The following is a 16,052-nucleotide window of genomic DNA, read 5'->3' on the forward strand; positions in this document are numbered from 1 at the left end:
TAGCGAAGGGGGTGATGAAGACTCGACTGACAGTGACTACAACAAGTCGTATGCAACGAGTTTTTTTCGAAGCGTTGAGCGTGTGATGCCAAGCATATCGGCTGCGCGAGACTGATTGCCGGCAGCGCGGCTCATGGCAACTTCGAGTAAGGGCTTTTCAACGCACTGTATCACCATGCTGTGCAAGTCCGATGGGTCGCCATCGCCGAAGTCCGACAAATACTGGGTCAGATGGTCTCTGACGCTCTCAGCGAGATTGTTTTTCTTTTTCATGGTTAATCAAAGTTGCTTATGCCACAGTGCCCAAGTGGACGTAGTCGGATGTGTTCCCGACATTGTCGCAGTTTGTTTCGACGTTCTGTAAAACGTTTTCTTGTTGTATAAGCCAGTTCTGCAAAATTCGGTGTTGATCAACAGTTGAGTCGATCAAATTAATTTCGTCAATCAGATTTTTTCCGTTGGGTAGTTCGCTGAGATACCAGCCAATATGCTTTCTGGCGGTTCTCACACCAGTGCGTTCGCCATAAAACCGGTAATGGTCATCGAGGTGATTTAGCAGCAACTCGGTCATTTCAGACCAGGTGGGGCGAGCAAGGGTCTCGCCCGTTTTCAAATAATGGTCGACTTCCCGAAATAACCACGGCTTGCCAAGCGCAGCTCTGCCGATCATGACTGCATTGGCGCCGGTGTAATCGAGCACGTGGCGGGCTTTTTCGGGGCTGTCGATATCACCGTTAGCAATGACAGGGATAGAGATGGACGCTTTCACGGCTTTGATTGTGTCGTATTCGGCCTGACCGTCGTACATATCTGCTCTTGTGCGGCCGTGCAGTGTCAGGGCGCTGATGCCACAGTCTTCGGCGAGGCGGGCAATCGTTAGGGCGTTGCGCTCATCGCGGCTCCAGCCGGTTCGCGTTTTGAGCGTGACAGGCACATCAAACGGCTGACAGGCAGTCACCACAGTCTGCAGGATTTTTGCGACAAGGGCTTCATTTCTTAGTAGTGCTGATCCAGAAGCAACGTTACAGACCTTTTTGACAGGACAGCCCATATTGATGTCAATGATCTTTGCGCCTTTGCCGATGTTGAAGACGGCGGCTTGGGCCATCATCTCGGGATCTGCACCCGCGATTTGCACAGCAATTGGTTCGCTTTCCCCGTCATGATTCAGCCGACGCGACGATTTGACACTGTTCCAGAGTTGCGGATTGCTCGCGGCCATTTCAGAAACGGCATACCCCGCCCCTAGACGTTTGCAGAGCTGGCGATAAGGGCGATCGGTCACGCCGGCCATTGGCGCTGCAAAGACGTTGTTCGCTAGAGACCACTGACCGATTTGCATTGTCGGATACGCCCAGCCTGTTAAAGCCTGAGTCCCTGTAATAAATGTCTTGCCAGCGGCATTCTGAGGGCGGGTAGAGTGTCTAACGCGAACAGTCCCAAGCCGGCGATGTGATGAGGCAAGGGATTCTTGGTTGCAAAAAAACGCGACATCGTGTCTGTCATGCGTACGGTTAGGTTTCGATCGATCAGGCGATCTTGTTCGAACTGTTTCAGACCGCCATCGGGGGATGTTGTCGCCTCACAGAGCCACGCTGTTAAATGCCGGGCGAGCACCGCAGCATCTCTTAAGCCTAAATTGAGTCCTTGACCAGCCACTGGGTGCATCGTTTGAGCGGCATTGCCGATGACCGCACAACGGCCGTCAACCAGTTTTTGTTTCACATTGAGCGTCAACGGAAAAACGCTGACGGGTGCTTCAACCCTCAGGAACCCGAGCCTTGCACCAAACATGTCCGTTAATGCGGTTGAGAAATCACCGCAGCTCATTTGCTTGAGGGCGTAAGCTCGCTCTGGTGAGCAGCACCAGACCACGGCTTGCTGATCCGGCGCGAGTGGATGAGGTAAGACAGCAAGCGGACCTTCGTTCGTGAATCGTTCAAAAGCCCATCCTTTTTTGGGATGGCTGGCCCGGGCATAGGCAATGATTGCTGCTTGCGTATAGTCACGAGTCTTGTCCGCTTGAGCAATGCCATCAGCTTGAATAACAACCTGCGCACGAATGGTGTCAGCACCAACAGAGATGTCTGCGCCGTTAGCGTCGTGCGCAAGAACCTGACCGGCTTGGCCGCGCAAGATCTCAACCCCGCTGGCTTGAACAGCCTCGCTGAGTGCGGCGTGAAGACCGGCGTACGCCACGACACACCCTAATTGCGCTACCTTAAAATCATCGCGATCAATGACGGTTCGACCAAAATAGCCTTTTTGAGAGACGTGGATATGCTCGATTGCAACCGACTGGGTTGACCACGCATCAAGCGATTCAAGCAATACTTTACTGCCGTGGTTGATTGCTAAGACACGAGGATCTTTATTTGGATCGAAACCATAGTTGGTTAAGGCATCCGCTTGAATTAGCGCGATTTGCTCAGGCATTTTGCACGCTCGCGCAAGCATCAACGCCAAAGCGCTACCCGTCGGCCCGCCCCCAATAATCGCCACGCGAAAGTTTTTAATGCTCATCACCGTATTTTAGTCTGTCTGCGGCGAAGCACTACAATCGAAGTATCTGTATGACTGATGAAACAATATGTCCGATACCAGAACCGATAATATTTCCGCATCCAACCAGTCGGCGTTTAGAAATAAAGTCACCCTTGGATTACTGGCAGCCGTACTCGGTTGTATCGGCGCTCACTGGTGGTACCTGAAGCGACCTTACGCTTGGCTCGTGACGATCCTTTCAGTTGCGCTCATGATCATTGCTAGCCAGCAGACGCGGTGGTTTGAGAACCCCGCTTTCTTCCTGCTGTTCATTCCGACGCTGGATGGTTTTATCGAGGCGTTAGTCTGGTGTTTGATGAGCGACGATCGCTTTGACGCAAAACTGAACCCTGGTTTGACTCGTGAGCATCCTAGCCGATGGGGCCCTGTATTGATTGCCGTATTCACCCTGTTGATTGGCACGGTGCTATTAATGTTTGGTATTGCCATGGTGGTGATATATGTCTGGGATCTGTTGGGATGGCTGGAAGGCTTCAATCTGAATCCCGATTAGCTCAAGCGCATGTTGCATAAAGGCTAGGCATGATGACGTGGTTGAGCTGGCTAATCCCTTGGGAGTTCTCACCAACATTGGTTGCGCTGTTTATGATCAGTGCGGCCTTGTTCGTGCGCGGCACGCGCGCTCGACGCGTGACCAAGGCCAGACAGGCGTTTTTCTGGCTCGGTTGGGCTGCACTTTACCTGTCCTTGCACACCATGCTCGATTACTACGCCGAACGCATGTTTTTTATGCATCGTGTGCAGCATCTTGTGTTGCATCACATGGGTCCGTTACTGGTGATGGCGGCATACCCTGGTTCAGTGTTGCGGGCCGGGTTGCCTCTCTCTTGGCGGGTGAGGCTCAAACGAATCGGTGACGCTTGGTTTGGCCAAATCCTGATTGGCTTGCTTACCAATCCAATTCTTATCCCGAGCCTGTTCGTTCTTTTAGTCATCATCTGGCTTATCCCGTCTGTGCAGTTTTTTTCAATGCTGGACTGGCGTCTTTATCGATTGATGAACTGGTCAGTGGTGATCACCGGCTTCTTGTACTGGAACCTTATCCTTGATCGACGACCTTGCCCACCAGCAGCCATGTCGCCGGGAGGTCGTGTGATATCACCCATTCTCACGATGGCACCTCAGATGGTTGCAGGTGCGGTGATCGCTTTTACTGAGCGGGATTTGTATCCGTTATTTGACCTGTGTGGTCGAGCGATCGCCATGACGGCGCAGACCGATCAGATGATTGGTGGTTTAACCATGTGGATACCCGCAGCGCTGACAGAAGTCATTGGCTTGATCGTCGCCCTGCGCAACTTGATGCATTTGTCGTCTAAGTTGCGCTGGGGTGTTCGCGACACCAAAAACTGACTGGTGTTTAGCTAGACTTTGAGGCCATGGTATTTTCGACCTAACGCGACCGTTGCGGCGAACATACCTTCTTTGTTGCCGCAATCGTAACGCTGGCCTTCGTAGCGATGCGCAAATACCGATTTTTCATTCATCAGTGACGCAATCCCGTCGGTCAACTGAATTTCACCACCTGCGCCTGGTTGAGTTTGACGTAAATGAGCAAAAATTCTTGGATCAAGTACGTAACGACCCACCACAGCCAGTGTTGAAGGAGCAACTTCCGGTTTGGGTTTTTCGACGATGTGCAACACGCGTTCGGTGCGATCATCGACAGACTCGGTTGCCACAATGCCGTATTTGTCAGTATCTGAGGGAGGGACCTCTTGAACACCCAGCACACTTCCCTGATGAGTGAGTGCAGCGTCGATCAGTTGACCAATCACGGGGCGATCCGCATCGAGCAGATCGTCAGCCAATATCACTGCAAAGGGCTCATCCCCGACAATGGGGGCAGCAGTGAGAACGGCGTGGCCGAGCCCTAACGGTGCTGACTGACGAATGTAGATGCAATTGACGTTGGAAGGCAGGATGTTTCTGACGATAGAGAGCAAGGCATCCTTACCCTTTTTATCCAATTCTGCTTCAAGCTCAGGATTGGAGTCAAAATGATCCTCGATAGCACGTTTGTTACGACCCGTGACAAAAATCAGATCAGTGATGCCTGCGGCAACTGCCTCCTCGACTGCATACTGAATCAGTGGCTTATCGACGACGGGCAGCATTTCTTTAGGCATCGCCTTGGTGGCGGGCAAGAAACGCGTTCCCATGCCAGCAACGGGGAAAACTGCTTTACGAACCGGGCGCATAATTTATTATCCTGAGGTGTCATTCAAAAAATGTCGGAACCAATCAATCAGAAAGCTATCATAAGCGAATGCATAAAGCTGTGACGTTCATCAATCGACGCGCGAAATTCTCCTTGACTCGATCTCAACGATTGTTAATGAGTATTTTTTGTTCTTTATCGGTCGGTTTAACCCACGCTCAGCCAATGGGCGCCCCGTCGCTTGGGCCTGCTTCAGCCGATGAACTTTCGCCAGCTGTTGAAAGAAAACTGGGCGAAGCCATCATGGTCGAAGCTCGTCGCGATCCGGATTTCGTGTCAGATCCGGCGATTAATCAGTATCTTAACGACATGGCCCATCATCTGGTTGCTTTTGCACCACATGGTGGACCCGAGCTTGACGTGTTTGGGGTCAGAGATCCTGTCGTCAATGCCTTTGCCATGCCTGGTGGCTTTATTGGTGTGAATACTGGTCTGATCGTGTCAACGAAATCCGAAGCCGAATTGGCTGGGGTGTTGGCACATGAAACGGCTCATGTCGTGCAACGTCATATGGCAAGAGGTCTGACGCAACAGAAACAAAGCAATGCCATCATGCTTGCGTCGATGGCAGCCGCGATCTTGGCCGCTTTGGCGCATGCTGGGGGCAACGCAGCGGCAGGGGTTGCCTTGTTCGGTCAGGCAGCAGCCTTAGACCAGCAGCTCGGATTTTCAAGAGAAGCTGAGCAAGAAGCAGATCGAATTGGTTTCGACATGCTCAGCCAAGCAGGCTATGACCCAACGGGTATGGTTCGAATGTTTGCTGGCATGACGAATGCGGCGACGCTCAACGAAAGCGTTCGTGGCGGGGTGTTTGCAAGTACACATCCACTCAGTATGCAACGCATGACCGACATGCAGAATCGGGCTCGGTTAATGAAGCCCGTGCCCAATCAAAGTTCGGCCAACTATTGGTATGTGCGGGCAAAAGCTCGCGTTATTCAGTCTCGTGACGTGAAAACCGCTTTGCTGGTCACTGAGCAGTTTCAAGAAGAGGCTCGAGTGAGCGACGGATCCAATCGGTCTGCCGCTTTGTTTGGTTTGTCTTTGCTGGCGTTTCAAAATAAAAACTATCCTGCCGCCGAGCAGTATTTGAAATCCGCTCAGGTCAACGTCCCGGCATCCCCTTTTTTGTCTGCCCAGGCTATCGATATTGATTTGGCACAGGGCAATACAAACCATGCCCTGGTTACTGCTCAGGCAGCAATCAAAAAATGGCCCGAGCAAGTGGCTATTCTGCAGCGCCTGGTGAAGGTCTATGAGGTATCCCATAAAGATCATGAACTCGTCGAGCTTCTTAACCAGTACATCCAGCGGTGGCCAGATCAAGTGCCCAGCCTTTATCAATCTCTTGGTAACGCGCAAGAGCGAATGGGCTTGCGCATTGAGTCCAGAGAGAACATCGCCACCTACTATCGGCTGACGGGTGCGCTAGTCGCGGCAATGAATCAGTTACAAGAGGCGCGCAAGATGTCTAACGACTTCTACGAGCAGTCTCAACTTGATGCCAGAGTACAAAAAATCAGAGAGCAGATGACTCAAGAACGCAGAATGCTTGAGCGGTTTAAGGCAGGGTAAAGTTAATTAAATAAATGATAGATCAAAGGGATCGCGACCGAGCCGACGATGCCGTGAAGGCCCATGGCCAGGCTGGCGTAGGTGCCTGCTTCAATATTTATGCTGAACGCAGTCGAAGCGCCGATCCCGTGCGCGCCAACGCCCATGGAAAAGCCTTTCTGCCACGATGCCTTTATTTTTAGAACTTTAAAAACAAAAGGCGCAGCGATCGAACCTAAGATCCCAGTGCAGATGGCAAAAATCGCAGTCAACGTCGGGGACGTGCCAATTCTTTCGGCAATGCCCATTGCGATCGGTGCCGTCACGGACTTCGAATAAAAAGCCCCAACAATGGTGTGATCGGCACCCAGTAGCTTAGCGATACCAACGGCGCTGCCAATCGAGACGCACCCACCAACCACTAAGGCAAGCAGCAGGGGTAAGGATCGACCCTTCAAGCTGCCCATCCCCTTGTATATTGGGATTGCCAGAGACACTGTGGCAGAGCCAAGAAGAAAGTGAACAAACTGAGCGCCCTGAAAATATTTCTCATAGGGCATATCAAACAGCTGAATAAAAGTCGCGACCAATACAACAGCAATTGCAACCGGATTAACTAAGGGATTGGTTTTGGATTTCTGGTGAGCAATGAGCCCAATTTGATAGGCGGTGAGTGTGATGAACAGCGCCAGCAAGGGGCTGCCCGATAGATAGACCCAAATCTCAGTGATCAGATTTGTTTTTGTCATCTGGCTTTACAGACTGTCTGTTCAACTTCAAGCACAGTGCGGTGGCGCCAATCGTCAACGTGACGCTACCGACTAGTGCGCAAATCATTGCAAGCGCATTTTCTTTTAACTGTGGCAAGAATAAGACCACCCCAACCGCCGCTGGCACGAACAGTAAACCAAGATATTTGCTTAGCGCGTTGCTAACCATAGCCAAGTCAGGACCCACTTCTTTTTTTATTAGCAACCAACACAACAGAAGTACCAGTCCGATTACCGGGCCAGGCAACAGAGGTATCAACAGCCGGGAGGCTAGCTCGCCCAGGCCTTGAAAAAAAAGGATTTGAATCAGTCCGGATAACATGACCCGATTTTACGCCAAGGAGGCAAGCGGATCACAACCCTTCCACGCCGTCTGAGCGTATTGGAGGGTTGGCGGTTGGTACTGCTTAATCGCTAATCAATCGCAAAAAAACGATCGATCCGAGCCGGCAACCAATCCAGATTGCCCGGGAAACTGCCCGTCACAAAACCGGCATGACCACCTTCAGCAGGATAATGCAGCATCATGTTGTCGGAGGCTTCGGCTGAGGAGGGGAGACAGGCCTCGGGCCAGAAGGGATCATTGCGAGCATTGATCAATAAAGTCGGTACATCAATTTTAGTGAGCCATGGCTTGCTAGACGCTGTGGTCCAGTAATCCAGTGCGTCCCGGAACCCGTGCATCGGGGCAGTATATGCGTCATCAAAATCCCTGAGCGTTTTTGCTTTTGCTACCCGCTCAACATCAATCGCACCCGGAAACTGTCTCGCTTTGGCCAACACCTTTGGTTTCAACGCATGCAGAAAAAAGCGTGTGTAGACTTCGCGATTAAAAAACTGATCCGACAAATAATTGCCGGAGGCGACCAAATCAACCGGTACTGAAATCGCACAGGCGGCTTTGAACCAGTTTGCCTGTTCGCAGCACTCACCCAGGTACTTTAGAAGCGCATTGCCACCCAGTGAAATACCAACTGCATGCCAGTCTGCTTGGGGCAGCTTTGTCGTGAGCGTGTTGACGATAAAGTCCACTTCTTGCGTGTCGCCAGAGTGATACGCTCGCGCAAGTCTGTTGGGTGTCCCTGAGCAACCACGAAAATGAGCCACGACAACAACCCAACCTCGTGACCAAAAATAGTGAGCGATCGATTGTGCATAGCGGCTCTGACTGCTGCCCTCGAGTCCGTGTAACAACAGCATGGCACGCTGATGACTGGGGTTGGCTTGATCATCCTGCCAAGGTTTTGACCAGTCGAAGTCAATAAAGTCACCGTCAGGCGTATCAACGCGTTCTCGGATAAAGCCCAGGCGTTCGTAGGGCGTAAATAAAGCGCCATAAAGCGTTTGAAAGTGACCACCAGGCAGCCAGGGCGGCACTGGGCACGGCGAGGTGTCTATGCGTGCTGCCACAACCGGTTCAACTTGTTTTGATTAATGGAGAAGACCAGGGATATCGTGTAGGTCGAGCGTGCCAGCTTGTGCGGGCGCAGCGGAAGCGTGATGGATAACCATTCGCCAGCCTGTTGGCCCTTTGTGAAAAACATTGGTCGCGTAACAATTCGCGACTTCTGTGTTTTGGGTCCCGTGAACAGTCACTTGTTCAATCAGCGAATGCACCGCACTCATCATGCTATGGACGACCATGGTGCGTGCCGGTCGTATATGGAGACCCCCAGAAGACAGAATCTCTTGAAAAGATTCCTGCACGGCGTGATGGCCGACTACCCTCAGGCCGCCGGGATGAACACAAACGATTTCTTCATCATCGGCCCAAACCTGCATCAGACGAACCAAATCAGCTTTTTCAAGGGCGTCGTAGAAAGCAAGTTCTGCTTCTTCTGCAGTGGCGAACATGACAGGCATGCCTGACCTTAATGACCGTGCCCGGCAGAAACGCCCGGCTTCAGTTGGTATTTGGCACCGCAATAAGGGCACTGGGCGGATCCCGTGTCGACGATGTCGAGGAAGACCCGTGGGTGCATATCCCAGACCGGGGTACTGTTGGTCGGACAGTGAAGGGGGAGGTCTTCTGACCCCACCATGATTGGGTCCAAGGTGGTCGACCCTGCGGAGCCTGACTGTGCCATGTTGTATCTCAGCTTGGAAAGTGACAAAAATAAAAGGATTGGTCGGATTGTAACAAGGGCCGAGTCTACAATGATGACAATTCAACCAACGACTTGACGGTGATAGTGGATTTGCCAGTAGATAATCATCACGCTTTGCGTAAAGCGGCCTTTCTGAGTGGATTACGCGCCAGCCAAACTGGTTTTGTTGCGCTTTCGGTCTGGGGGATTGTGACTGGGGTCGCCATGGTGAAGTCAGGGCTGACTGAGCACGCTGCCATCGCTATGAGTGTGCTGGTCTATGCAGGCTCTGCCCAGTTGACCTCCCTGCCTCTCATCGCTGCCGGTGCACCGCTGTGGCTTATTTTTGCAATTGGCTGCATTGTTAATCTGAGGTTTCTCATTTTTGGCGCAGCGCTACACCCATTTTTTCAAAATATGTCCTGGCCGAAGCGATTGCTTTTGGGCTATTTAACTGTCGACATTTGTTTTGTTGCATTTATGCCGAGATTCGCCGATCAACCTGAGCGCGGGACAACCGAGCAACGCTGGTTTTATTTTGCCTCTGCTTCAGTCTGTTGGCTATTGTGGCAACTGGCTTCCTGTGTCGGGATTGCTCTTGGATCGGTTGTTCCGAGCGCCTGGTCACTCGAGTTTTCAGCCATTCTGGCTTTGTTGGCCATCGTCCTGCCCATCGTTAAATCAAAACCCATGGTGGTATCGGTCGCTGTGGCGGGTTGCGTTGCCTGGCTTGCGCAACCGTTGCCACTTAAACTGGGCTTACTGCTAGCGGTACTTGCTGGAATTGCCGGAGGGATGTGGGCGGAGCAAGCTGAGCACAAACGAGTGAAAAATGATGAGCTTTGAGGATCAGTGGTACGTTTACCTGGCCATCTGCCTGTTGATGGTCTCAGTCGTGGCGACGCGGGCCAGTTACTGGCTTTTTGGGCATCACATTCCTCTGCCAGATCGTGTCCGTCTAGCCTTGAAATACGCGCCAGCTGCGGGTCTGGTCGCCATCATCGTCCCCGAAATCCTGCCCTGGACTGCTGGAGCAGGGCCCGTGTTCGATTTCAAATTATGGGCGGCATTGATCGCGATCGCACTTTTCAAGCTTACGCGAAGCGCTGTCGTGGTGATTGTGGGGGGGACGGTAGCATTGTGGTTATTACGGACCTGGATGGGTTAGTGGGTTACACTGCAGCAAGATTTCCTAAATAATTCAATGACTTCAAACATCCAAACTCCAGAATCCCCAGCACCGATTGCCGCTACATTTGCCGAAATCGGTCTGCACCCATCCTTGCTTCAGGCTGTCACCAACACTGGTTACACATCGCCCACCCCGATCCAGGCACAGGCCTTGCCGCATATCATGGCTGGGCAGGATGTGATGGGTGCCGCCCAGACCGGTACTGGCAAGACTGCAGCATTCACGTTGCCCATTCTGCATCGACTCATGCCTCTGGCTAATACCAGTGCCTCCCCTGCACGACATCCTGTTCGTGCCTTGATTCTCACTCCGACGCGCGAATTAGCCGATCAGGTTTTTGAGAGTGTCAAGCGTTATGGGGCACAATCCCCCTTGCGCGCAGCAGTGGTATTCGGTGGTGTCGATATTGGTCCGCAAAAAGAAGCCCTGCGTAATGGTTGTGAAGTGTTGATCGCGACGCCCGGCCGCTTGCTTGATCACGTTGAACAAAAAAATGTCAATTTAGGGCAAGTCGGTATTCTCGTGCTGGATGAGGCAGATCGCATGCTCGATATGGGTTTCTTACCCGATCTTGAACGCATCATTCGCTTGCTGCCGCAACAACGCCAAACTTTGTTGTTTTCGGCAACTTTCAGTAACGAAATTCGTAAACTCGGTCGCACTTATCTCAACGCACCGATTGAGATCGAAGTCGCTAAACGCAACGCGACAGCCGATACGGTGACGCAAATTGCCTATGCCATCCCCGCGGACGAAAAACGTGCAGCGGTGGTTCACCTCGTTAAATCGCGTGGCCTAAAGCAGGTGATTGTCTTCTCCAATACCAAACTCGGGACTAGCCGTCTGGCACGTCAACTCGAGTTGGACGGCGTACGCGCCGAGTCGATTCATGGCGATAAAACCCAAGCCGACCGGATGAAAGCGCTGGAGGCGTTCAAGGCGGGTGAGCTTGAAGTGCTGGTAGCGACAGATGTCGCAGCTCGTGGTCTAGACGTGGCGGGTGTTCCCTGTGTGATTAATTATGACTTGCCGCACAGTGCAGAGGACTATGTCCATCGCATCGGTCGAACCGGTCGCGCTGGCGCTAAAGGCGAAGCCATTGCTTTTTATGCACCGGGCGAAGAAAAGTTTTTGATCGATATTGAAAAGCTCATCAAAGCGACGATTACTCGTGCAACCCTGCAGATACCCGGCGCACTTAAAATATCGAGTCCCAGAACTGGTGACGACGAGCACCGTCGCGATAGAGGCAGCCGAACCGAGCGCCCCAGTCGCTACACTGCTAAACAAGCACCGATAGATGAATTTTTCTTGAAGCCCTATGTGCCGGCTTCGTCATCGGCCGACAAACTAGCTTCTTCAACTAGTTCTGCGATCAGACCGGGTATGCCTTTGCCCAAACGACCTGTAGGCCTACTGCTGGGCGGTATTAAAAAAGCCTGAAGCCTGCTTGGGTCCGACCACCTTGAGTGACCCTGGCAGTCAATGACTGGCCGCCATCTCGATCAACAGGTCTCGCACGGCAGGTAAAGCGGTCTGTTGATTATTTTCACTCTCGACCAAAGCGTGCACGAGTCGATCAAGATGTTCAATGTGGGGCAAGATCGTGCCGGCGAAACGGTTTTGCTTTTGCTTATTGATCAGAATCGTCGGGAAATTCTCGACATCCTCGTCGCCGACTAAGTCAGGGTAGTCTTCAATATCGATCCACACGAAGCTTACGTCTGGATGTTGCACCGATAATTGCTCAAGTTTTGGTTGATAGAGCTGACACGTGTCGCACCAAGCGGCGCAAAAACATGCAACCATTAAATGATCGGGATTGGTTAACCGTTGAGCGAGCTCTGGCGAGCCGGGAAAATACAAAGTCATATCAGGCGCGAAGCTAATTGTTTGACTATCATATATCTCTTTACTGATTGTAATTTTGCCACTGGAATCCGCAATGTCTGCAGCAACACAAAAAAATCGCCTTGGGCTAATCGTGGTGGGTGATGAGATTCTGTCGGGTCGCCGCCAGGATAAGCACCTGCCTAAAGTCATCGAGTTGTTGAGTGCCCGCGGTTTGCAACTCGATTGGGTGCAGATTTTATCGGATGACAGGGAAGTGTTGACTAAGGCCTTGCGGCTAAGCTTTGCGTCCGACGATATCGTACTTAGCTGTGGTGGCATCGGTGCCACGCCGGATGATCACACTCGTCAAGCGGCAGCAGCAGCGCTGGATTTGCCGCTTGTGTTGCATCCTGACGCTAAAGACCAAATCACCTTGCGTTGTGCTGAAATGGCGGCGAAAGGGCAAGGTAGTGCTGATATGAGCACGCCTGAAAATCAGCAACGCCTGCAGATGGGTTTCTTCCCTCAGGGTTGTGAGACGGTGGCTAATCCGTACAACAGAATTCCCGGGTTTTATATTCGTAATCACACCTTTGTGCCTGGTTTTCCGGTTATGGCGTGGCCGATGCTCGAGTGGACGCTAGATCACCGCTATCCCCACTTGCACCATGCTATCCAGCACACAGAGCAGTCCTTTATCGCGTATGCCATCCCCGAATCTCGGATTACACCCGCGATGGAGGCGCTTGAAAAACAATGGCCCGGCGTCAAGGCCTTTAGTTTGCCAACGGTCGGAGAAGCGGGTGGCCAGCCTCATATTGAACTGGGCGTCAAGGGTCCTCCTGATTTAGCCTTACCAGCCCTCGAATTCTTGCGCAACGAGGCGACAAGGCTGGGGGCTCGAATAGAAATACCGGTGGGTTCGGGTGTGGGTAACTGAGCGCTATCTTGATGCCTGCTGAGCTACTGCCTGGCCAACGTGACGGATCCGTCAGCCGCGAAGAAGCGGGCATGACGATTCAGGTATTGGATAGAGCGACTCGCTTGCTTGATGTGCTGGCTCACAAATCTGATCCTGTCAGCCTGAAAGATCTTGCCGTTGCAACAGGCTTACACCCGTCAACCGCGCACAGAATTTTGAGCGATCTGGTGATAGGCCGTTATGTCGAGCGCGTTGATAACGGCACGTATCAACTTGGAATGCGCCTGCTTGAGTTGGGCTCGCTTGTTAAAGGTCGTTTGGATGTGCGCGCGACCGCCATCGATGCGATGCGATCGTTGCATGAGCTCACTGGGCAAACCGTCAATTTGTCAGTCCGACAAGGCGACGAAATTGTCTATGTTGATCGAGCTTGGAGCGAGCGATCCGGGATGCAGGTGGTTAGGGCGATCGGAGGGCGAGCACCTTTGCATCTCACTTCAACGGGCAAATTGTTTTTGTGCTCACTGGATGCCCGGGCGCTGCGCGCTTACGTCTTGCGCACCGGCTTAAGCGGCAGCACTGTCAATAGCCTGACAGACGTGCATAAGCTCGAGCAAGACCTTGCTTCGGTCAAGCGTCTCGGCTTTGCCCGTGACAACGAAGAGCTTGAAATGGGCGTGCGTTGTATCGCCGCCGGTATTCATGACGACACCGGCCGCTTAGTAGCTGGCTTGTCGATTTCTGCCCCTGCCGACAGACTTCAAAATGAGTGGATACCCCATCTGGTTGCCACCGCGACCAGCATCTCTCAATCTCTGGGGTTTGTCCCGGACGGCAAACAATAGGCTTTGCTATCGCAAGGTGATGTTTCTTTCTTTAATGAGTTTGCCCCAGCGCTTGATTTCCTCAGCGATTAGCGAGGCGAATTGCTCGGGCGTGTCAGGCCGGGCGGTTAAACCGTCAGAGGCGAACTGAGCAGTGGTTTGCTCATCACTCAGTGACTCTCGAATTGCTTGATTAATTTTATTGACAATAGGGGCTGGGATGCCTTTAGGGCCAATCAGACCGTGCCAGACAAGCACGTCAAATCCTGGATATCCTGACTCAGCCACCGTTGGAACATTTGGTAACGCGGCTAAGCGAGTGGGGGTCGTCACAGCTAGCGCTGTTAACTTGCCAGAGCTCACGTGTGGCAGGGTCGAGGCGACTGTACCGAATATCATTTGCACTTGACCGCCGACTGTATCGGTGAGCGCGGGTGATGTCCCTTTATAGGGCACGTGCAATACATCAAGATCGGCAACGCTGAGAAAGTATTCGGTTCCGACGTGTGTGATGCTGCCGCTGCCTGCAGAGGCATAGCTCAGTTTTCCGGGGTTCTTTTTTGCGAAATCGACCAGCGCTGGAAGAGTCTTGAAACCTGTCTTCGGGTTTGCCGAAACAATGAAGGGCCCGGCCGCTAAAACCGCAATCGGCGTGATGTCTTTGATAGGATCGAAGGGCAGGCTATAGAGGTTGGCGTTGACGGTGTAGCTCGCTGCCGCCAAAAAGAGGGTGTAGCCATCATTTGGCGCTTTCAGGGCAATTTCAGCGCCCAGATTACCCCCCGCGCCAGGTTTGTTTTCGATGAAGACAGTCTGGCCCAGTTTCTCGGTGAGCTTTTTTGCAACAATTCGCGCAATGAAATCAGACCCACCGCCCGGTGCAAAGCCGACAATGATTTTGATAGGACGTGTTGGGTATTGCTCGGGGGTTTCGGTGGCAAATGTATAGCTGGTTGCAGCCAGGGAGCTGAACCCGAGGACCAGAACAAAGCGACGAAGCGCTCGGCACAGTTGATTCAGAGTTTGCATGAGGAGTGAGCCATAAGTAATGCTTAAGATTGTGGAAGCAAAAGTGGTACTGCCATGCTAATCCAAATATTGGAATAGAGCGGGATTATGAATTTTTTGTTGCAATGCAACAAAAAACACTTGAATTCAAAAGAAATAGACCTATAATTGAATTGTGCAGTGCAACAAAGGTATTTGAAGTCGTCTGTACTGTGATCCATGCATCGTATTTTGACTTAACTTTAACCTTTTTTACCGGAGCCCCACATGTCCCAGATCCCTAAGCAGTTTTTAGACAGCCAGAAATCAGCCCTCGAAGCGATGATTTCTGCTCAAACAACAATCTTTACCGGTTTCGAAAAACTGGTTGACTTGAATCTTAAAGTCATGAAAGCGTCGATGGATGAAGTTTCAGAAAAATCCGCTGAAGCCATCTCGATTAAAGATCCTCAAGAAGCAGTTGCGATGACCTCAGCACTGGCTCAGCCTGCTGCCGAGAAAGCAATGGCTTACAGCAAGCACATCTATGACATCGTAACTGGTGTTCAGGCAGATCTGAGCAAATTGGGTGAAGCCCACATTGCGACTGGCCAGAAAAACATCCACGAAGCTGTTGAGCAGATGTCCAAGCATGCCCCAACTGGTGCTGAAGGCGCGGTTGCCATTATCAAATCGTCCTTGGCTCAAGCAACGGGTGCCTTCGAAGCAATGACCAAAGCTGCCAAGCAAGCTGGCGCTGTTGCAGAGAAAAACTTGTCAGATGCTGCTTCAGCTTCATTCAAAGTCGCGAACCAAGCAGCAGAAGCTGTTAAGACAACCACAGCACGTGGTCGCCGCACTGCAGCTTAAGTTGAAGTAAAAGCGGTTCCAAAACCCACTAGCATCCCTTGCGAGTGGGTTTTTTTATCAAATTGTGCGGAAAACCTCGGCGTTCAGGGCGAGGATGAATAGCACGGACAGCGTAGCTGTCCTAGATGTTGATATCTTGTGAATACACAGACTGCTGTATATAATCACAGCATGAAGCGATTGCAAGCGTACAAATTTGAGCTGATGTCTCATGGTCAACAGCAGCG

20 protein-coding genes are annotated in these 16,052 nt (G+C 51.9%); 9 read left to right on the forward strand and 11 right to left on the reverse strand.

The genetic code is table 11. The features are described 5' to 3' along the window. Positions 1–36 precede the first annotated feature (36 nt). Genes BCM14_RS00390 through BCM14_RS00400 form a run of 3 tightly spaced genes read right to left on the reverse strand, consistent with a single transcriptional unit; the run spans position 37 to position 2,523 of the window. Positions 37–273 carry a helix-turn-helix domain-containing protein gene (locus BCM14_RS00390; RefSeq protein ID WP_106226020.1) on the reverse strand — a complete coding sequence of 79 codons (237 nt, stop codon included), beginning with the start codon at positions 271–273 and terminating at the stop codon, positions 37–39. A gap of 16 nt (positions 274–289) precedes the next feature. Continuing rightward, positions 290–1,342 (reverse strand): tRNA dihydrouridine synthase DusB, encoded by a 1,053-nt coding sequence (gene dusB, locus BCM14_RS00395; RefSeq protein WP_106226021.1) that lies wholly within the window; start codon positions 1,340–1,342, stop codon positions 290–292. A gap of 20 nt (positions 1,343–1,362) precedes the next feature. Further along, a complete protein-coding gene (locus tag BCM14_RS00400) occupies positions 1,363–2,523 on the reverse strand; it encodes an FAD-dependent monooxygenase (RefSeq protein WP_106226022.1) in 1,161 nt (386 codons plus the stop codon). 67 nt (positions 2,524–2,590) lie between these two features. On the opposite strand from BCM14_RS00400, the gene BCM14_RS00405 reads away from it, so the two are divergent. Then, the gene (locus BCM14_RS00405; protein ID WP_106226023.1) at positions 2,591–3,058 is read left to right on the forward strand and encodes a TM2 domain-containing protein; all 468 of its coding nucleotides are present in this window, start codon (positions 2,591–2,593) and stop codon (positions 3,056–3,058) included. Positions 3,059–3,090: 32 nt separating this feature from the next. Then, positions 3,091–3,918: a cytochrome c oxidase assembly protein gene (locus BCM14_RS00410; protein ID WP_106226042.1), complete on the forward strand. Its 828-nt coding sequence runs from the start codon at positions 3,091–3,093 to the stop codon at positions 3,916–3,918. An 11-nt stretch (positions 3,919–3,929) separates the two neighbouring features. On the opposite strand, the gene galU is transcribed toward BCM14_RS00410, so the two are convergent. Further along, complete coding sequence (gene galU, locus BCM14_RS00415; protein WP_106226024.1) at positions 3,930–4,766, reverse strand: UTP--glucose-1-phosphate uridylyltransferase GalU; 837 nt, start codon at positions 4,764–4,766, stop codon at positions 3,930–3,932. Positions 4,767–4,903: 137 nt separating this feature from the next. On the opposite strand from galU, the gene BCM14_RS00420 reads away from it, so the two are divergent. Further along, a complete protein-coding gene (locus BCM14_RS00420) occupies positions 4,904–6,361 on the forward strand; it encodes a M48 family metalloprotease (RefSeq protein WP_259673313.1) in 1,458 nt (485 codons plus the stop codon). Between the two features lie 2 nt (positions 6,362–6,363). Here BCM14_RS00420 and BCM14_RS00425 read toward each other — a convergent pair whose 3' ends face one another. From BCM14_RS00425 to BCM14_RS00445, 5 genes are all read right to left on the reverse strand, one after another. Beyond that, the gene (locus BCM14_RS00425; RefSeq protein ID WP_106226026.1) at positions 6,364–7,089 is read right to left on the reverse strand and encodes an LrgB family protein; all 726 of its coding nucleotides are present in this window, start codon (positions 7,087–7,089) and stop codon (positions 6,364–6,366) included. After that, entirely contained in the window at positions 7,064–7,432 is a 369-nt protein-coding gene (locus BCM14_RS00430; RefSeq protein WP_106226027.1) for a CidA/LrgA family protein, read from the reverse strand. The genes BCM14_RS00425 and BCM14_RS00430 overlap by 26 nt, the downstream gene beginning before the upstream one ends. Positions 7,433–7,524: 92 nt before the next feature. Next, positions 7,525–8,520 carry a YheT family hydrolase gene (locus BCM14_RS00435; RefSeq protein WP_106226028.1) on the reverse strand — a complete coding sequence of 332 codons (996 nt, stop codon included), beginning with the start codon at positions 8,518–8,520 and terminating at the stop codon, positions 7,525–7,527. 21 nt (positions 8,521–8,541) lie between these two features. Further along, positions 8,542–8,964, reverse strand: a complete 423-nt coding sequence (locus BCM14_RS00440) for a YybH family protein (RefSeq protein WP_106226043.1) — start codon at positions 8,962–8,964, stop codon at positions 8,542–8,544. A 17-nt stretch (positions 8,965–8,981) separates the two neighbouring features. Further along, positions 8,982–9,152 (reverse strand): zinc-finger domain-containing protein, encoded by a 171-nt coding sequence (locus tag BCM14_RS00445; RefSeq protein WP_106226044.1) that lies wholly within the window; start codon positions 9,150–9,152, stop codon positions 8,982–8,984. A 180-nt stretch (positions 9,153–9,332) separates the two neighbouring features. On the opposite strand from BCM14_RS00445, the gene BCM14_RS00450 reads away from it, so the two are divergent. From BCM14_RS00450 to BCM14_RS00460, 3 genes are read left to right on the forward strand one after another with little or no spacing between them, the layout of a single operon-like run. Then, positions 9,333–10,043: an AzlC family ABC transporter permease gene (locus tag BCM14_RS00450; RefSeq protein ID WP_375318451.1), complete on the forward strand. Its 711-nt coding sequence runs from the start codon at positions 9,333–9,335 to the stop codon at positions 10,041–10,043. Beyond that, positions 10,030–10,365, forward strand: a complete 336-nt coding sequence (locus BCM14_RS00455; RefSeq protein ID WP_375318449.1) for a branched-chain amino acid transport AzlD family protein — start codon at positions 10,030–10,032, stop codon at positions 10,363–10,365. Before BCM14_RS00450 ends, BCM14_RS00455 begins: the two co-directional genes overlap by 14 nt. Before the next feature lie 36 nt (positions 10,366–10,401). Beyond that, positions 10,402–11,832 carry a DEAD/DEAH box helicase gene (locus BCM14_RS00460; protein WP_106226029.1) on the forward strand — a complete coding sequence of 477 codons (1,431 nt, stop codon included), beginning with the start codon at positions 10,402–10,404 and terminating at the stop codon, positions 11,830–11,832. 39 nt (positions 11,833–11,871) lie between these two features. On the opposite strand, the gene BCM14_RS00465 is transcribed toward BCM14_RS00460, so the two are convergent. Beyond that, positions 11,872–12,261, reverse strand: a complete 390-nt coding sequence (locus BCM14_RS00465) for a thioredoxin family protein (RefSeq protein WP_106226030.1) — start codon at positions 12,259–12,261, stop codon at positions 11,872–11,874. Positions 12,262–12,334: 73 nt separating this feature from the next. Between BCM14_RS00465 and BCM14_RS00470 the strand changes: the two genes are divergently transcribed. Continuing rightward, positions 12,335–13,162 carry a competence/damage-inducible protein A gene (locus BCM14_RS00470; protein ID WP_106226031.1) on the forward strand — a complete coding sequence of 276 codons (828 nt, stop codon included), beginning with the start codon at positions 12,335–12,337 and terminating at the stop codon, positions 13,160–13,162. A gap of 11 nt (positions 13,163–13,173) precedes the next feature. Then, on the forward strand, positions 13,174–13,989 hold the full coding sequence (locus BCM14_RS00475) for an IclR family transcriptional regulator (protein WP_106226032.1): 816 nt from the start codon (positions 13,174–13,176) through the stop codon (positions 13,987–13,989). 6 nt (positions 13,990–13,995) lie between these two features. Here the strand turns inward: BCM14_RS00475 and BCM14_RS00480 are convergent, their stop codons facing one another. Then, positions 13,996–14,997 carry a tripartite tricarboxylate transporter substrate binding protein gene (locus tag BCM14_RS00480; RefSeq protein WP_106226033.1) on the reverse strand — a complete coding sequence of 334 codons (1,002 nt, stop codon included), beginning with the start codon at positions 14,995–14,997 and terminating at the stop codon, positions 13,996–13,998. A gap of 246 nt (positions 14,998–15,243) precedes the next feature. On the opposite strand from BCM14_RS00480, the gene BCM14_RS00485 reads away from it, so the two are divergent. Further along, positions 15,244–15,825, forward strand: coding sequence for a phasin family protein (locus BCM14_RS00485; RefSeq protein ID WP_106226034.1), 582 nt, complete (start codon positions 15,244–15,246; stop codon positions 15,823–15,825). The last annotated feature ends 227 nt before the right edge of the window (positions 15,826–16,052 follow it).

This window comes from Jezberella montanilacus, assembly GCF_003003055.1.
Classification (GTDB): domain Bacteria; phylum Pseudomonadota; class Gammaproteobacteria; order Burkholderiales; family Burkholderiaceae_B; genus Zwartia; species Zwartia montanilacus.

What these genes read in the sequence shown, in the direction of transcription:
- BCM14_RS00420 (WP_259673313.1), top strand. Translation starts at nt 4,904, where the DNA reads ATGAGTATTTTTTGTTCTTTATCGGTCGGTTTAACCCACGCTCAGCCA.
- dusB (WP_106226021.1), bottom strand. Translation starts at nt 1,342, where the DNA reads ATGCAAATCGGTCAGTGGTCTCTAGCGAACAACGTCTTTGCAGCGCCA.
- BCM14_RS00465 (WP_106226030.1), bottom strand. Translation starts at nt 12,261, where the DNA reads ATGACTTTGTATTTTCCCGGCTCGCCAGAGCTCGCTCAACGGTTAACC.
- BCM14_RS00430 (WP_106226027.1), bottom strand. Translation starts at nt 7,432, where the DNA reads ATGTTATCCGGACTGATTCAAATCCTTTTTTTTCAAGGCCTGGGCGAG.
- BCM14_RS00480 (WP_106226033.1), bottom strand. Translation starts at nt 14,997, where the DNA reads ATGCAAACTCTGAATCAACTGTGCCGAGCGCTTCGTCGCTTTGTTCTG.
- BCM14_RS00425 (WP_106226026.1), bottom strand. Translation starts at nt 7,089, where the DNA reads ATGACAAAAACAAATCTGATCACTGAGATTTGGGTCTATCTATCGGGC.
- BCM14_RS00475 (WP_106226032.1), top strand. Translation starts at nt 13,174, where the DNA reads ATGCCTGCTGAGCTACTGCCTGGCCAACGTGACGGATCCGTCAGCCGC.
- BCM14_RS00470 (WP_106226031.1), top strand. Translation starts at nt 12,335, where the DNA reads ATGTCTGCAGCAACACAAAAAAATCGCCTTGGGCTAATCGTGGTGGGT.
- BCM14_RS00390 (WP_106226020.1), bottom strand. Translation starts at nt 273, where the DNA reads ATGAAAAAGAAAAACAATCTCGCTGAGAGCGTCAGAGACCATCTGACC.
- BCM14_RS00445 (WP_106226044.1), bottom strand. Translation starts at nt 9,152, where the DNA reads ATGGTGGGGTCAGAAGACCTCCCCCTTCACTGTCCGACCAACAGTACC.
- galU (WP_106226024.1), bottom strand. Translation starts at nt 4,766, where the DNA reads ATGCGCCCGGTTCGTAAAGCAGTTTTCCCCGTTGCTGGCATGGGAACG.
- BCM14_RS00485 (WP_106226034.1), top strand. Translation starts at nt 15,244, where the DNA reads ATGTCCCAGATCCCTAAGCAGTTTTTAGACAGCCAGAAATCAGCCCTC.
- BCM14_RS00410 (WP_106226042.1), top strand. Translation starts at nt 3,091, where the DNA reads ATGACGTGGTTGAGCTGGCTAATCCCTTGGGAGTTCTCACCAACATTG.
- BCM14_RS00405 (WP_106226023.1), top strand. Translation starts at nt 2,591, where the DNA reads ATGTCCGATACCAGAACCGATAATATTTCCGCATCCAACCAGTCGGCG.
- BCM14_RS00460 (WP_106226029.1), top strand. Translation starts at nt 10,402, where the DNA reads ATGACTTCAAACATCCAAACTCCAGAATCCCCAGCACCGATTGCCGCT.
- BCM14_RS00440 (WP_106226043.1), bottom strand. Translation starts at nt 8,964, where the DNA reads ATGTTCGCCACTGCAGAAGAAGCAGAACTTGCTTTCTACGACGCCCTT.
- BCM14_RS00455 (WP_375318449.1), top strand. Translation starts at nt 10,030, where the DNA reads ATGATGAGCTTTGAGGATCAGTGGTACGTTTACCTGGCCATCTGCCTG.
- BCM14_RS00400 (WP_106226022.1), bottom strand. Translation starts at nt 2,523, where the DNA reads ATGAGCATTAAAAACTTTCGCGTGGCGATTATTGGGGGCGGGCCGACG.